This window comes from Mycolicibacter nonchromogenicus (assembly GCF_002101775.1).
In the GTDB taxonomy this organism is placed as follows: domain Bacteria; phylum Actinomycetota; class Actinomycetes; order Mycobacteriales; family Mycobacteriaceae; genus Mycobacterium; species Mycobacterium nonchromogenicum.
Genome location: NZ_LQPI01000057.1, coordinates 1 through 15946, shown reverse-complemented (window position 1 = coordinate 15946; position 15946 = coordinate 1). Strand labels below are relative to the sequence as shown.

At 68.4% G+C, this 15946-nt stretch carries 11 protein-coding genes; 10 read left to right on the top strand and 1 reads right to left on the bottom strand.

The window, feature by feature from the left end:
• Positions 1–99 precede the first annotated feature (99 nt).
• The 8 genes from AWC18_RS15645 to AWC18_RS15610 all read left to right on the top strand — a co-directional run bounded on the left by AWC18_RS15645 (position 100) and on the right by AWC18_RS15610 (position 8401).
• On the top strand, positions 100–1242 hold the full coding sequence (locus tag AWC18_RS15645; protein WP_208858380.1) for a VOC family protein: 1143 nt from the start codon (positions 100–102) through the stop codon (positions 1240–1242).
• Positions 1239–2177: a fumarylacetoacetate hydrolase family protein gene (locus AWC18_RS15640; RefSeq protein WP_085139317.1), complete on the top strand. Its 939-nt coding sequence runs from the start codon at positions 1239–1241 to the stop codon at positions 2175–2177. The genes AWC18_RS15645 and AWC18_RS15640 overlap by 4 nt, the downstream gene beginning before the upstream one ends.
• Before the next feature lie 13 nt (positions 2178–2190).
• Positions 2191–3729, top strand: a complete 1539-nt coding sequence (locus AWC18_RS15635) for a bifunctional 3-(3-hydroxy-phenyl)propionate/3-hydroxycinnamic acid hydroxylase MhpA (protein WP_085139316.1) — start codon at positions 2191–2193, stop codon at positions 3727–3729.
• On the top strand, positions 3722–4930 hold the full coding sequence (locus tag AWC18_RS15630; RefSeq protein WP_085139315.1) for a cytochrome P450: 1209 nt from the start codon (positions 3722–3724) through the stop codon (positions 4928–4930). Before AWC18_RS15635 ends, AWC18_RS15630 begins: the two co-directional genes overlap by 8 nt.
• Positions 4931–5052: 122 nt before the next feature.
• Positions 5053–6030 (top strand): PE-PPE domain-containing protein, encoded by a 978-nt coding sequence (locus tag AWC18_RS15625; protein ID WP_085139314.1) that lies wholly within the window; start codon positions 5053–5055, stop codon positions 6028–6030.
• 58 nt (positions 6031–6088) lie between these two features.
• A complete protein-coding gene (locus AWC18_RS15620; protein WP_085139313.1) occupies positions 6089–6421 on the top strand; it encodes an ArsR/SmtB family transcription factor in 333 nt (110 codons plus the stop codon).
• Between the two features lie 12 nt (positions 6422–6433).
• Positions 6434–6919, top strand: coding sequence for an SRPBCC family protein (locus tag AWC18_RS15615; protein ID WP_085139312.1), 486 nt, complete (start codon positions 6434–6436; stop codon positions 6917–6919).
• 102 nt (positions 6920–7021) lie between these two features.
• Positions 7022–8401 carry an acyl-CoA dehydrogenase family protein gene (locus tag AWC18_RS15610; RefSeq protein WP_085139311.1) on the top strand — a complete coding sequence of 460 codons (1380 nt, stop codon included), beginning with the start codon at positions 7022–7024 and terminating at the stop codon, positions 8399–8401.
• A 12-nt stretch (positions 8402–8413) separates the two neighbouring features.
• On the opposite strand, the gene AWC18_RS15605 is transcribed toward AWC18_RS15610, so the two are convergent.
• Entirely contained in the window at positions 8414–9913 is a 1500-nt protein-coding gene (locus AWC18_RS15605) for a bifunctional phosphatase PAP2/diacylglycerol kinase family protein (protein ID WP_085139310.1), read from the bottom strand.
• Between the two features lie 197 nt (positions 9914–10110).
• On the opposite strand from AWC18_RS15605, the gene AWC18_RS15600 reads away from it, so the two are divergent.
• Together AWC18_RS15600 and AWC18_RS15595 are read left to right on the top strand one after the other, a co-directional pair.
• Entirely contained in the window at positions 10111–11757 is a 1647-nt protein-coding gene (locus AWC18_RS15600; RefSeq protein ID WP_208858379.1) for a PfaD family polyunsaturated fatty acid/polyketide biosynthesis protein, read from the top strand.
• A 262-nt stretch (positions 11758–12019) separates the two neighbouring features.
• On the top strand, positions 12020–15946 hold a 3927-nt coding region (locus AWC18_RS15595), incomplete at its 3' end, for a type I polyketide synthase (RefSeq protein WP_133055000.1).

Below are 15946 nucleotides of genomic sequence, written 5' to 3'. Positions count from 1 at the left end.
ATCAGCTGGTTCAGTATTGAGGATTTCGTCAATCCATTTGACTGAAGCTTTGGTCGTATGTGACGATTTCGTCAGTTCAGCCGGAGGGCGGTGGTGCGCGTGCCGAAGACAGGCCAGTCATTGGCCGATGGGCACAAAGATCTGCACAGCGAACACGGCGCGGTTCGCGGCGAGCACCCCGGCCGCGCCAGGGACCCGCTCATCCGGGTGGTCGACATCGCCTGGCTGGAATTCGACAAACCCGATCTGGTTCGCGCCGAGGCGTTTGCCCGGGCCTTCGGCTTCGGTGTCGCCTACAGCGACCCGGTGCAGGTGCAGCTGCGCGGCACCCACCCCGGGGCGCCGTGCGTGTTTCTGCGGCGCGGCCCGCGTACCCGCTTTGCCGGGTATGCGCTGCGTGCCGCCGACGAGGCCGACGTCGCGCGGCTGGCCGACAAAGCCGGTGTCCCGCTGCGGCGGCTGCCCGAATCGATCGGCGGTGTGGCCGTGCAACTGACCGACCCCAGCGGGACCGCGGTCAAAGTGGTCGCCGGCATGCATGTCCTGCCCGCACAGCCCTGTCAGACGCCGCAGCTTGCCAACGTCGGGGGCGCCGAGCCCCGGGTCAACGCCGGAGTACGGCCGCTGCGGGTGCCGGCCCGCGTGCAGCGCCTGGGCCACGTCGTTCTGCAGTCCACCACCTACCTGCAGACGCTGAACTGGTACCTGGACACCCTGGGCATGATCGTCAGCGACTTCCTCTACTTTCCCGGGCAACGCGATCGTGGCCCGGCCATGAGTTTCATCCGCTGTGACCGCGGCACCGTGCCCACCGACCACCACACCCTGGCCCTGGCGCTGGGCCCGGTGAACCGATACGTGCACTCGGCCTACGAAGTCGCCGACTTAGACGCATTGGCCGCCGGCGGTGAATATCTGCACGAGCGTGGCTACTTCCGCTCCTGGGGCATCGGGCGACACATCCAGGGCAGCCAGATCTTCGACTACTGGCGCGACCCCGACGGTTTCTTGGTGGAGCACTACGCCGACGGCGACGTCTTCGACAACACCGTCGAACCGGGCTGGGCACCGTTCACCGCATCCGGACTTGCCCAATGGGGGCCACCGGCCACCAAAGACTTTCTCGACGCGAGCCCCCGCGCGGCGGGCCGTCAGGCGGCCGCCATGATCACCGCGCTGCGGCACGACAACGAGTTCGACCTCAAGCGCCTCATCGGACTACTGAAAGTGGCTGTGTCATGACGACTTCCGTACTGCGGACCTCCGACGCCTGGTGGGTGCGCACGCCCACGGGCGCTGCCAAGATCGCCACCGCGGCGACGACCACCGCCGAGCTGCTCGCCGACCGGGCCGCCATCGATGCGGCCGCCGCCACCGAAGGCACCGTCGCCGTCGAGGAGCTGAAGCTGGTGGCGCCGGTGACCGCACCGTGCCGAGTCGTGGCCCAGATGACCAACTTCGAATCGCACGTCATCGACGCCGGCATGGATCCCAAAACCGTCCCGCTGACGTTCTTCCGCAAATCCTCTGCCTCACTGAGCGATCCGTACGGCCAGATCATCCGCCCGCCACACGTGAAACTGCTGGACTACGAAGTTGAGATCGGACTGGTCATCGGCCGCGACGTCCCGGTCGGCACCACGATCACCGATACCAACCTCGCCGACTACGTGGTGGGGCTGACCGTCACCAACGACGTCTCTGCCCGCGACATCCAGCTGCCGCAGACCCAGTTCTACGAGGCCAAGTCCTATCCGAGTTTCACGCCCGTGGGCCCGGCATTGGTGCTCGTCGACGCTTCCGAGCTGGCGCGCTTCGGCGATCTGCGGTTGCGGCTGAGCGTCAACGGTGAAGAGCGCCAGAACGGGCTGGTGGAAGGTGACATGCTGTATCGCCCCCTACAGGCACTGCAGGCGCTGACCCGTTTTCAGCAGCTGGCCCCCGGCGATCTCATCCTGACCGGAACGCCGGTGGGCACCGCGCTCAGTGCACCCCCCAAGCCGATCGAGTTGATCGGCAACCTGTTGCCCCCGGCCCTCAAATGGAAGGCCTTCTTCGCCCGGCAGGCCAAGAACCCGAAGTACCTGCAGCACGGCGACGTCGTCGAAGCCTCGGTGGCCACCGACGACGGCGCCGTGGACCTGGGCACCCAGCGCCTGACGGTTCGGCACGCATGACCCGCGGACTGCGATGACGCCTGGCGAACACGTGTCGGTCGCGGTCGTGGGCGGCGGACCCACCGGGATCACCGCCGCCACCCTGCTGGGGCAGTACGGCTTAGAAACCCTGGTGCTCGACCGCTGGCCGCAGGTCTACCCGCAGCCCCGGGCCGTGCACCTCGACGACGAGGTCTACCGCATCCTGGCGCGCCTCGGCGTCGCTGACGCCTTCGCCGCCATCACCCGGCCGGCCAAGGGGCTGCGACTGGTCGATCGCCACCACTGTGTGCTGGCCGAGTTCAGCCGCGACACCACACCGACCCGCAACGGCTTTCCGGCCGCCAACATGTTCGACCAGCCCGAGTTGGAAAAGCTGCTGCGGGACAACCTGACTCGCCTGCCGAACGTCCGGTTGCGTGGTGACACCGAGGTATTCGCCGTCACCGAGGAAGCCGACGGTGTCGAACTGCACGTTCGCGATCGGGTGACGGGCGGTGAATCGCGCATCACCGCCGATTACGTGTTGGGCTGCGACGGCGCTAACAGCACCGTGCGCGCGGCGATCGGGGCGACCATGCGCAGCCTGCGGTTCGATCAGCGTTGGCTGGTGCTCGACATCGCCTGCACGGCCGACCTGCACCAGTGGGAAGGGGTGCACCAGGTCTGCGACAGCCGGCGCGCCGGCACCTATATGCGGATCGGCCCCAACCGGTATCGCTGGGAATTCGCACTGGCGCACCAGGAATCGGTGGACGACTACTCCACGCTGGCCCAGTTGCGGCCGTTGATCGAGCCATGGACGCGAGGTATCGCCGATGCCGATCTGCAGCTGCTGCGGGTCGCTGAATACACCTTCCGCGCCCAGATCGCCGATCGGTGGAGATCGGGGCGGGTGTTTCTGCTCGGCGACGCCGCGCATCTGACCCCGCCGTTCATCGGTCAGGGGATGGGTGCCGGACTGCGCGATGCGATGAACCTGGCTTGGAAGATCGCCGGACATCACCGCGCAGGTCTGCCGGCGAGCGTGCTGGACAGCTACGAAACCGAACGCTCCCGCCACACGAGGCAGATGATCTCGCTGGCACTCAACGTCGGACGGGCCATGACCGCCGGCGGCGAATTCGGCACCCTGGTGCGGCGACTGGTGGTGCCAAGGGTGCATCTGCTGCCCGGGCTGCGCGAGAAGATCACCGACTCGACGACCCCACCGCTGCGCGCCTCGGCGATGGTGCGGCGGACCGCGCGCACCCGCCGTCTCGCCGGGCGGCTGTGCCCCAATCCGGTTCTTGCCACCGGCCGGCGCCTCGACGATGAGCTGGGGCGGGGATTCGGGGTGCTGACCACACAGCCGCTGACCCCGGATCTTCAACGCATAGTCGAGGATCGGGGCGCGCAGAGCGTGCTCGCCGTAACGGGTGAGGAGCTGGCCAGCTGGTTGGGTCACCACCGCGTGACCGGCGCGGTGGTGCGCCCCGACGGCACCGTCATGGTGGCCGGCCGCGATCTGTCGGCGCTGTGCCACGCCCTGCCGACGTTCGTGCACTCCGGCGAACGCGAAGCGCATGAGTAGGAAACGGACCGTGCTCGCTCGGCGCACCGATGTCCCGGTGTATCGGCGAAGCATCTACAGTCGGTCGGCGATCGTGGACCCGTACCCGCATTACCGGGCGCTGCGCGATCTCGGCCCGGTGGTCTGGCTGGCGCGGCACCGGCTCTATGCCCTGCCCCGATATGCCCAATGCAAGGCAGTCCTGCGCAACGACGCCCTCTACCTGTCGGGCCACGGCGTTGCGGCCAATACGCCCGCCAACCGGCTCTCCGGCGGTACCACCCTGAGCAGCGACGGCGCTGAGCATGACCGGCGCCGCAAACTTCTTGCCCATCGGATGATGCCCCGCGCACTGCGTGCCCTCAGTGACAGCGTCGACCAGCGGGCGCAGTGCATCGTCGAGGATGCCGTGAGACGCGGCAGCATCGACGCGGTCGCCGATCTGGCCACCGCCCTGCCGTTGGCCTTCGTGCCCGACCTGGTGGGCTGGCCCACCGACCAACGCGAACATCTGTTGGACTGGGCTGCAGCTACCTTCGATGTGCTCGGGCCGCTTAACTGGCACGGCGCCAAGGCGATTCCGCGCAGCCTGCAGATGCTGCGCTTCGCACGCCGGATCGCCCGCAGTCGGGACGTGCTGCCGGGCAGCATGGCTGACGACCTCCTCAAAGCGGTGGATGACGGCACACTGAGCTTTGATGAGGTGCCCCCACTGCTGGTCGACTACCTCGCGCCGTCGCTGGACACCACGATCAGCGCAATCTCCAGTGCGGTGCAACTCTTTGCCACCCACCCCGAACAGTGGGCTCTGCTCAAAGCCGACCCATCGTTGATTCCCAACGCGGTCAACGAGGTTATGCGCTTCGAATCACCGTTGCGGGCCTTCACTCGAAAAGCGGCCCGAAGCCACCAGATCGCCGGCGTGGCCATTCCGGCGGGCGCCCGGGTCCTGGTGATCTATGCCTCGGCCAACCGCGACGAGCGGGAATGGCGAAGACCGGATGTGTTCGACATTCGCAACGACGCCGGGCGGCACATCGCGTTCGGCAACGGCGCGCATGCGTGTGCCGGCCAGGGCTTGGCGCGACTGGAGGCCACGGCGCTGCTCAGGGCCCTGACCGAACAGGTCGATCGCATCGAGGTGACCGGCGAGCCGACCTGGGCGATCAACAACATCATTCGCCGTCATCAGTATCTGCCGGTCCGACTCCGTCCGGCCTGAGGCGCCCCGCCCCGCTGATTCGCACGCGCAGCGTTGACGACCAGGCGCGATGCTGCCATGATCGCCACGGCTGTTTTTCATGCGTTTTTTGAGGATTTTTCTAGGTGTCTCAGGGAGTGCGGATGAACCCCAAGAAAGCTCTGGCGCCGCTGGCAGCCGCGAGCATGATCGCGGCCGGAGTCGCCGGAACGCCCGTCGCCCACGCGGCGCAGGCGCTGGACGTGACCCTGCTGTCGGACACCGCAATCTTCGTCGGCGGCACCATGCTGCCCACGCCGTCGGCGACCTTCGCCCAAACCGCGGCCGATCTGTTCCTGCAGCCGTTGGGTTTTGATCCCGGCGACGACGCGGGGGTGTGTTTGATCGGTGCCGGCGTCTGCGACGACCCCCTGCGGGTGCTCACCACCCCGCAACTGTTCCTGCAGGGCTACAGCAGCTTTGCCGGTGCGGCCGAGATCGTCCGGGCGGTGCACGCCGAACTCACCGCCAATCCGGATGCCTACGACGCCGACAACCCACTGTGGATCTTCGGCTACTCGCAGGGCGCCACGGCCGGCTCGATCGCAATGGCGCAGCTGGCCGATGACGGCGTGGACCCCGAGGCGCTGCACTTCGTGTTCATCGGCAACCCGTCGAGCCCCGACGGCGTGTGGGCCAATTCGACTGGTGAGGTGTCGCTGGACAACGATCCCTCGCTGCTGTTCGGCAATCTGACCCCGAACAACGCGTTCACCACCACCGTCTACAGCTTCCCCGGTGACCCCGTCGACGACTACACCTCGACATCCATCCTCGGGACGTTCTGGGGACACGTCATGTATCTGGGGCTCACCCCCGAGCAGGTTGCCGACCATACGGCCACCGCCGACGGATTGATCACCAACATCGACATCTCCGGTGACATCGACCAGTTCAGCGCCTGGGTGACCGCCCTGGGCAACGGACTGATCGACAGCGGCTGGTGGGTGAGCATGTTCAACTCGATCGTGGAGTTCGTCTATGCCGGGTTCGGCAGGATCGAGGACTTCTTCACCGACTGGATGGGCATCGACTGGGGCGGTGTCGAGGACACCCTCGACTACTGGTTCCCGCTGGTCTGATCCCAGCCGGGGCGGCGGCCCTTGACATCGTACAACCAAATGGTTGTACGATTGGCGGGTGATCGGGCTCGACGACGACAGGGCGGATGCCCTGTTCCACGCACTTGCCGACCGGACTCGGCGTGACATCATGCGCCGGGTCCTGGCCGGCGAGCACTCGGTTTCGGAGCTCGCGGTGAAGTACGAGATGAGCTTCGCCGCGGTGCAGAAACACGTCGCCGTGTTGGAGAAATCCGGCCTGCTCACCAAACGTCGCAGCGGCCGTGAGCAGTTGGCCTGCGGTGACGTCGCCGCGGTGCGGTCGGTGGCGTCCATGCTCGCCGAGTTGGAACAGGTTTGGCGCGGTCGCATCGCTCGTATCGACGAACTCATCATGTCCGAGGAGAGCTAGGGGGGCCGCACCATGCCTGTGATCGACGTACACCACGACATCGACGCCTTGACGTTGACCATCACCGCCGAGTTCGCTGCGCCGGTGCAGCGAATCTGGCAGGTCTACGCTGACCCGCGCCAGCTGGAAAAGGTTTGGGGGCCACCGACATTCCCCGCAACCGTGGTCCAGCATGATCTTGTGCCCGGTGGTCGCACGAACTACTTCATGACCGGCCCGGACGGTGAGAAGTACGCCGGATATTGGCAGATCATCGCTGTCGACGAGCCGCGGAGTTTCACCTTCGACGACGGTTTCGCCGATCTGGACTTCAATCCGGATCCCACCATGCCGACCTCCCGGAACGTCTACACCTTCACTGAGCACAACGGTGGAACCCGCGCGACCTACGTGGGTACGTTCGCCTCCGCCGCGGATCTTCAGAAGGTGTTGGACATGGGGGTGGAGGAGGGCACCACCTCGGCGCTGAATCAGATCGACGCCCTGGTCGCCTCCTGAGGCGAGGTCAAGGCCGCGCGTTTGCCCGGGCGCCGGAGCGGCAATCCTGCTCAGGCGGCCACGGCTGGCCGCAAGGACGCCCCAGGACGGCAGGACTCCGCGATGGCCTTCGACCTCACGCCCACCACGGCGCAGCATGACTTGGCTCGCCGCGCCCACCAATTCGCCGAATCGGTCATTCGGCCGGTCGCTTTGGACTATGACCAGCGCCAGGAGTTCCCGTGGCCGGTGCTTGAGGAGGCCGCGGCCCAGGGCTTCTACAGCCCACTGTTCTATCGCGACCTGATCGGCGACTCGACGGGTCTGTCGTTGCCGATGTTCATGGAAGAACTGTTCTGGGGCTGCGCTGGAATCGGGCTGGCGATCGTGATGCCGGCGCTGGCCCTGTCGGCGATCGGACAGGCCGCCACCGCCGAACAGATGCTGCAGTGGGCGCCGGAATGCTTCGGCACGCCAGGCGATCTCAAGCTCGCCGCGCTGGCGATCTCCGAGCCTGAAGGCGGCAGCGACGTCCGCAACCTGCGCACCACCGCCCGTCGCGACGGCGACGACTGGATCATCGACGGCCATAAGATGTGGATCGGCAACGGCGGTATCGCGAACGTGCATGTGGTCAACGCCGTCGTCGACCCCGAACTCGGCCATCGCGGCCAGGCGTTGTTCATCGTGCCGGGTGGCACTCCCGGACTGGAATTGGTCCGAAAGCTCGACAAGCTGGGCTGCCGGGCTTCGCACACCGCCGAGCTGCGATTCGATCACGTACGTATTCCGTCCGAGAACCTGCTCGGCGGGGCGGACAAACTCGAGCACAAACTCGCCAGGGCCCGAGAGATTCTCGCCGGCGCGCCGCATTCGGGCTCCGCGACACTGGGGACCTTCGAGCAGACCCGGCCGATGGTCGCCGCGCAGGCCATCGGCATCGCGCGCGCCGCATTGGAATACGCGACCGACTACGCCACCCGGCGCGAGGCCTTCGGTGGCCCGATCATCGACAACCAGGGCATAGCGTTCCCGTTGGCGGAGCTGGCCACCGGGATCGACGCGGCGCGCCTGCTGACCTGGCGGGCCTCCTGGATGGCGGCCAACGGGATCACCTTCACCCGCGGCGAGGGATCGATGGCCAAGCTGGCCGCCAGCGAGGTCGCGGTGCGGGTCACCGAGCGGGCGGTGCAGACCCTGGGCGGCTGGGGCTACATCACCGACCATCCGGTGGAGAAGTGGTATCGAGATGCCAAGCTCTACACCATCTTCGAAGGCACCAGTGAGATCCAGCGCATGGTGATAGCCCAGGCGCTGGGCGCTGCCGTCGGCACCCCGCCGCTGCACGTCGAGATCGAGCCCACCGGCGGACCGTTGAACCGGGTGTTCGGCCGCGGCACCCCGCTGCGCACGCGGGCCGCCGCCGGTGCGCTGGCCATGCGGGACCGCATCCCCGCACCGGTGCTGCGGGCCGCCATGAAAGTGCTGCGTCCGCCGAGATGACGAGCCGGGTCGTCAGCGCGAGGCCGAGGGCATGGGCCGATACACCTGCAGTGCGCGGTAGCACGCGGTGAATTCGGCTTCCGCACAGGCGATGTCGGCCTCGCCGTCGTGGGCGATCGGTACCGGTCCGTCGAGCGCGGTGAAGCGGAATGAAGGCACCCGCAGCTCGTGATAGAGCCGACTGCGCTGCAGCCGTCCGGTCAGCACCGACGCCAGGATTCGCAGCGTGCACCACGGTCGGCCGGTCTCCAGGATCCGCACGTCCAGCAGACCGTCGTCCATCCGGTGCCGCACGGCCGGCGCGAAGCCCTCGGGCTGATACACCGAGTTGCCGAGGAAGAACAGAGACGTCTGCAGAGTCATGTTGTCGAAGGAAATACGCACCGGCCGTTCGCGGCGCAGGGTCATCAGCATGGCGTAGGCGCTGGCGACCGGCTTGCCGAGCTTGCCCTGCAGCCGTTCCCGGCGCCGAACGAACGTCGGGTAGGCGCCGATGCTCGCTGTGTTGATGATGGTGGTCTCGTCGTTGAACCGCACCACGTCGACCCGCGACAGGCTGCCCTCGGCAATGGCCCGGACGGTCTTCTCGGTGGCGTCACAACCGATGTCCTTGGCGAAGTGGTTCAACGTGCCGCCGGGAAACACCGCCAGCGGCAGGTCGCGTTGCACCGCCACGTGTGCTGCGGTCGCGACCGACCCGTCGCCGCCGGCGATGGAAAGGACCTCCGCGGTGTCGGCGGCGCGGCGCAGCGACTCCACCAAGTCGTCGTCGGGGCCGACCTCGACGATGGTGACGGCCGGCAGTTCCCGGCGCACCTGCGCGGCGACCTCGCCCGCGCGCCCACCGCCGGACTCGGGGTTGACCACCAACACCACGCCGTCGCCGTCGGGACGTGCGGGGGAGGGGACGCGAAGAGCCGTGGTGCGCTGAGCAGCAGGGGCGGCTATCGGCGGGACCAGCTTGGCTCCGACTACCGCGAGCGACGCGCCGATACCCAGCCCGGCCAGTACGTCCCCGGGGTAGTGGACGCCGGTGGCGATCCGGGACAGACCGACCAGCCCCGCCAGCCCGGCGACCGGTAGTCCCACCAGGGGGCTCTCCAGGCCCACCCCGACGGCGAAGGCCGCCGCGCTCGCGGAGTGCCCGGAGGGCAGTGAGTTCGACAGCGGGAGCCGGCGGGCCCGGCGCAGCAGCGGCACCAGCGTGATGTTGGGACGCGCACGCGGCCGGATCCGTTTGATCACCTGGTTGGTGATCAGGCTGGTCAGTGCCAGACTCGCCACTCCGCGCGCGGCTCCGCGGCGGGTCGCCGGGCCGCCGGTGGCCGCCATGACGGCGGCCAGAGCCAGCCACAGTTTGGAGTGGTCGGCGGCGCGGGTCAGCGGGGGCATGGTGGTGTCGAGCAGCCGGCTGGGTGAGTGTGCGATCGCCTCGAACACCTCGGCGTCGAGTTGGCCGAGGCCCTCGGTGATCTGGCGCAGCCCAGAACGGCGGCGCGGCAGCGGCGCCATCGGTAGTTGACCCACGGCAGCGATTTCCTCCGTCCACGGCGCCACCGCTGGCGCCTACCGGCGGTCCTATACCCGTTTGACGGTGCGGAGACTCCCCGCCGCCGCCGGCCATGAGAAACTCTCATCGATTTCTCCGGTTCGTGCGCACGGCCCCTCGGCGCGAGAGCTCTTGGCACCGGTGATCGAGAGGAACGACTGTGAACGAGCGACCTGGCGCAGTACTGGAGCAGCAGGCCGGCGCGAGCCCGGGCCTGGGCTGGCGCCCCACCACCACACCGGCCGCATTCGCCCCCGACGACATCGCCGACGTCATCGGCTACATCCGTCACCCCGTGCATGTGGTGCGCGAAACCGCCACCGGGATGCTGGGCGTGGCACTGGGCGGGGCGGTGGCCGGCGCCGGGGAGACGGAATATTCCCTGGTGGGCACGTTGCCCGCGATCTACCCCGAGTGGCTGGGCGACCGCGAATTCTGCGAGGCGCACGGCGTCCGTTTCCCCTACGTCACCGGGGCGATGGCCAACGGCATCGCCACGCCGGCGTTGGTCATCGCGATGGCCGAGGCCCAGATGATGGGGTTCTTCGGCGCCGGCGGGCTCTCCTACGAGGCCGTCGAGCGGGGGCTGCACGAGATCCAGACCGCGTTGGCCGGTCGGCCCGGGCTGGCCTGGGGAGCCAACCTGATCCACTCGCCCAATGAGGTCTCGCTGGAGACGCGCGTCGCCGAGCTGTTCATCGCGCGCGGCGTTCCGGTTGTGGAGGCCTCGGCCTTCATGAAGCTGACGCCCGCGGTGGTGCACTACGCACTCTCGGGCCTGGACACCGATCCGGCCGGCAACATCGTGCGCCGTAACCACGTGATGGCCAAGGTGTCGCGGCCGGAGGTGGCGCGCATGTTCATGGAACCGGCGCCGGCGGCGCTGGTGTCCGCATTGGTCGCGGCCGGAAAGCTGACGGAGCGCGAGGCCGACCTGTCTCGGTATGTGCCGGTGGCCGAGGACATCACCGTCGAATCCGACAGCGGCGGGCACACCGACAACCGTCCGCTGCCGGCGCTGTTCTCCGAGATCGCCATGCTGCGCGACACGCTCGCCCAGCAGCGCGCGCTGAGTGGCCGGGTGCGGGTGGGCGCGGCGGGCGGCCTCGGTGCGCCGCAGGCGGTCGCCGGTGCCTTCGCGATGGGCGCGGCCTACGTCTTGACCGGGTCGGTCAACCAGGCCTGCGTGGAGTCGGGGCTGTCGGAGGCCGGACGCGCGATGCTCGCCAAGGCCGGGATCGCCGACGTGATGATGGCCCCCGCCTCCGACATGTTCGAGATGGGCGTCAACCTGCAGGTCCTCAAACGAGGAACGATGTTCGCCCCGCGCGGCAAGAAGCTCTACGAGTGGTACGCGGGCAACCCCGACCTGGCCAGCGTGGTCGCCAAGCACGGCCCCGAGCTGGAGAAGATCCTGGGCGCCACCGTCGCCGAGGTGTGGGCGGACACCCAGCGGTACTGGCAACAGCGCGACCCGGCGGTGCTCGAACTCGCGTCGCGGGATCCGAAGTACCAGATGGCGCTGGTGTTCCGCTGGTATCTGGGTCAGTCGAGCCGGTGGGCCATCAGCGGCCTCCCCGAGCGGGTGCTCGACTACCAGATCTGGTGCGGCCCGGCCATGGGTGCGTTCAACAGCTGGGTGGCGGGCAGCCACCTCGAGGCATGCGAGAATCGCCAGGCTGTCCAGGTGGCGCTTAACCTGCTCGAAGGTGCGGCCCACGTGAGTCGCGCCGGCGCGGCCCGCGCCTGCGGGGTCCCGGTGCCGGCCAGGGCGTTCGCTTACAGCCCACGTCCGCTGGCGGTGTGACGAAAGTCGTAAAATTCGTTATGCGCGTCGCTTAGTGGCTGTTCAGCGGGGCCCCGGCATGACATTTTGGCCGAAGACTGTAATATATTCCGGGGCCTGGGCCAGACATCTTCGATGTGTGATGGCTACAACACTCTGATATGGTCCCGGCAGCGTCTGGCCATTGGGATGATCAGCGGACCCCCAGCTGCTATTCATCGTCTCTGATGGCAAAACTTAGGCTTTCGATGCTTTGCGTCAAGGCCGTTCTTAAGGAGACCCTGTGGTAGCCAAACATCCACCTGTCGCAGTGGTCGGCGTCAGTGCGCTGTTCCCCGGGTCCCCCGAAGCCGAGCGATTCTGGCGCAACATCGTCGAGGGCGTGGACCTGTTCTCCGACGTACCGGAGTCGCACTGGCGGGTCGACGACTACTTCGACGCGGATCCCCGCACGCCCGACAAGGTGTACGCCCGTCGCGGCGGCTTCCTGCCCACCATTGACTTCGCGCCGATGGATTTCGGCATTCCGCCGAACGTCTTGCCTGCGACCGACACCGCCCAGCTGCTGGCGCTGAGGGTCGCGCAGCAGGTGCTGGAGGACTACGCGGGCGGCGACATCTCCACGATCGATCGCGAACGGGTCAGCGTGGTGCTGGGCTCGTCCGGGGGCACCGAGATGTCGGGTTACATGAGCGGTCGCCTGCATCGGCCGATCTGGGAACGCGGCCTGCGCGCGGCCGGTCTGTCCGACAGTGAGCTGACCGCCTTCAGCGAGAGCGTGGCGGCGGGCTACACCCCCTGGCAGGAGAACACCTTCCCGGGCCTGCTCGGCAACGTCATCGCCGGGCGAATCGCCAACCGCTTCGACCTGGGCGGAACGAACTGCGTCGTCGACGCCGCATGCGCCAGTTCACTGGCCGCGATCGAGATCGCGCTGCACGAGCTCTACCTGCGCGAGGCCGACATGGTGATCGCCGGCGGCGTGGACGCCTTCAACGACATCTTCATGTTCATGTGCTTCGCCAAGGTCACCGCGCTGTCGCGCACCGGCGACTGCCGTCCGTTCTCCGACCAGTCTGACGGCACCATGCTGGGCGAGGGCCTGTCGATGCTGGCGCTCAAGCGCCTCGACGACGCGGAGCGCGACGGCGACCGGATCTACGCCGTGATCCGCGGCATCGGCACGTCCTCGGATGGCCGGGCCAAGAGCATCTACGCCCCCAGCCCGGACGGTCAGGCCAAGGCCCTGCGCCGCGCCTACGAGGCGGCCGGCTACGGGCCGGAGACCGTCGGCCTCGTCGAAGCCCACGGCACCGGCACCAAGGCCGGCGACGTTGCCGAGTTCACCGCCCTGCGCCGGGTGTTCGACGAGTCGGGCCGGACGGACCGTCAGTGGTGCGCTGTCGGCTCGGTCAAGTCCCAGGTCGGCCACACCAAGGGCGCCGCCGGCGCCTGCGGGCTGTTCAAGACCGTGATGGCTCTGCATCACAAGGTCCTGCCCCCAACCATCAAGATCGACCGCCCCAACCCCGGGCTCGAGATCGAATCGTCGCCGTTCTACCTGTCGACGCAGACCAAACCGTGGATCGCCGACCAGAACGTGCCGCGGCGCGCGTCGGTCAGCGCGTTCGGCTTCGGCGGGACGAACTTCCACATCACGCTGGAGGAGTACACCGGCGCCGGCGAGCATGCTCCGCGCTATCGCTCCTGGGACTCCGAGCTGGTGGTCCTGGGCGCGGATTCGGCGGCCGCACTGGCTGCTCAGGCTGGAGAGCTGGCCGGCTCGCTGGTCGACTCCCCGGAGATGCTCAGCTACCTCGCGCGAAGCACGCAGTCGGCGTATGACGCCGGCCGCCCGCATCGCCTTGCCGTGGTCGCCAACAGCGTCGAGACCCTGCGCACCATGCTCGGCGAAGCCGCGGCGAAACTCCAAACCCCCAACGTGGAGACGTCGTTCAGCTCGCCGAAGGGCTACTACTACTCCAGCCAGCAGGCTGGCCCGGTGGCGCTGCTGTTCCCCGGCCAGGGCAGCCAGTACGTCGGCATGGGTGCCGACATCCCGCAGCTCTACGGACCGGCTTTGGCGCCCTGGGAGCTTGCGCGCGCCGAGCTGCTCAACGCCGACCGCGACCTGCACGAGGTCGTGTGGCCCAAGACGGCCTTCACCGAGGAAGATCGCGCGGCTCAGGCGGCTGAGCTGACCAAGACCGAGTGGGCGCAGCCGGGCATCGGTGCGCACAGCCTCAGCCTGCTGTCCATCGTGCGCTCGCTGGGCATCGCGCCCGTTGCCGTCGGCGGTCACAGCTTCGGTGAGGTCAGTGCCCTGTGTGCCGCGGGGGTGATCAGTGACGACGTCGCGCTGCTCATCGCACGCGCACGCGGTGCACTGATGGCCCAGGCCGCCGCCAGCAGCGATGGTGCGATGTGCGCGGTGACCGCCTCCGCCGAGCAGGTCAGCCGGCTTCTCGCCGAGTGGGGCCTGCCTGTGGTGATCGCCAACCACAACGCCCCCAACCAGGTGGTGCTCTCCGGCGACAGTGCGGCTATCGCCGACGCCGCGCAGCGGTTCGGCGCAGCAGGCATGAACGCGCGGCTCCTCGACGTCGCCACCGCCTTCCACTCCGAGATCGTCAGCTCGGCGGCGGGCCCGTTCGCCTCGTACCTGGCGGGCATCCCGTTCGGCCTGCCGCAGGTGCCCGTCTATGCCAACGCAACGGCGCAGCCGTACGTCGGCGGCGCCGACCAGATGCAGGCCACGCTGGCCAATCAGATCGCCCAGCCCGTGCGGTTCGTGGAGCAGGTCCAGGCGATGTGGTCCGCGGGTGCCCGCACCTTTATCGAGGTCGGCCCCGGCAGCGTGCTCACCAACCTCGTCGGCAAGTGCCTGACCGGCCAGGACCACGTCGCGATCGCCCTGGACGCCAAGGGCAGGAACGGGATTCGATCGCTGTGGATGGGCCTGGCTCAACTGGTGGCCGCCGGCGTTCCGATGAACTTCGATGCCCTGTGGGCCGACTACCGCCACGGTGATGACCCGCGGACGCGTCCGGCTCCCAAGTTGACGATCAAGCTCAACGGCACGAACTTCGGCCGACCAGACATCAATGACGAGCTGGTGCAGCGACCCGAGATATCCACCCCCCGCAGTGACCACAACGGCCACGCGACCGTATCGGAGCCCGAAATGACAGCAGCGCATCCCCCCGTTCCCGAGACGAACGGGCTGCCGGCACATGTCCCGTCGCACGACCCGGTGCCGGTTCAGCCCGCCCCCGTTCCGATGGTGACGTCGCCGCTGGTGTCCGGTCCCGGAGCGGAGATGGTGACCCACATGGTCGGCGCGCTGGGCAGCATGCAGCAGACCATCGCGCACCTGCAGGGCCTGCTGCAGACCTTGGTCTCCAATGTCGGGTTCGCGCCGATGCCGGTCCCCCAGCTGTTCCCGGCCGCCACCACGGTGGTGCCGGCTCAGCCCACCGCCCCGTACGGCGTTGCGGCCCCCCCGGCGCCGCCGGTGGTCACCCCGCCGCCCGCGCCGGCCATGCCCGCGCCGCCTGCGGCGCCTCCGGTGCCCCCGGTGCCTGCGCCGCCTGCGGCTCCTGCTGCTCCCGTCAGCGCCCCGCCCGCACCTGCAGCACCGGCGCCGGTAAGCGCACCTGCTGCGGTCGCGACCATGCCCGCTCCGCCCGCGCCGGCCCCGGTTGCGGCCCCGCCGGTTGCGGTCCCCGTTGCCCCCGCGCCGGCTGTCCCGGTGGCCGCTGCGCCGGCTGCGGTGGGTGTGGATTTGGTCGGGGACATGTTGGCGGTGGTTGCTGACAAGACCGGCTATCCGGTGGAGATGCTGGATCTGTCGATGGCGCTGGAGGCGGATCTGGGTATCGACTCGATCAAGCGGGTGGAGATCTTGTCGGCCGTGCAGGATCGGGTGCCGACGTTGCCTGAGGTGGACACCGCGACCATGGCGGCGCTGGTGACGCTGCGCGAGATCGTCGACTACCTGCAGTCGCTGCTGGGTCCGGCGGCGGCCCCGGCTGCCGCGCCGGCGCCTGCTGCTGCCCCGGTTGCAGCAGCTCCTGCGCCGGCGGCTGCGCCTGCACCTGCTGCACCTGCGCCGGCGGCGGCGGGTGTGGATTTGGTCGGGGACATGTTGGCGGTGGTTGCTGACAAGACCGGCTATCCGGTGGAGATGCTGGATCTGTCGATGGCGCTG

Bases quoted from the DNA above. Each gene is read 5' to 3' on its own strand.
- AWC18_RS15640 (WP_085139317.1), top strand. From the start codon at position 1,239: ATGACGACTTCCGTACTGCGGACCTCCGACGCCTGGTGGGTGCGCACG.
- AWC18_RS15635 (WP_085139316.1), top strand. From the start codon at position 2,191: ATGACGCCTGGCGAACACGTGTCGGTCGCGGTCGTGGGCGGCGGACCC.
- AWC18_RS15630 (WP_085139315.1), top strand. From the start codon at position 3,722: ATGAGTAGGAAACGGACCGTGCTCGCTCGGCGCACCGATGTCCCGGTG.
- AWC18_RS15625 (WP_085139314.1), top strand. From the start codon at position 5,053: ATGAACCCCAAGAAAGCTCTGGCGCCGCTGGCAGCCGCGAGCATGATC.
- AWC18_RS15615 (WP_085139312.1), top strand. From the start codon at position 6,434: ATGCCTGTGATCGACGTACACCACGACATCGACGCCTTGACGTTGACC.
- AWC18_RS15610 (WP_085139311.1), top strand. From the start codon at position 7,022: ATGGCCTTCGACCTCACGCCCACCACGGCGCAGCATGACTTGGCTCGC.
- AWC18_RS15605 (WP_085139310.1), bottom strand. From the start codon at position 9,913: ATGGCGCCGCTGCCGCGCCGCCGTTCTGGGCTGCGCCAGATCACCGAG.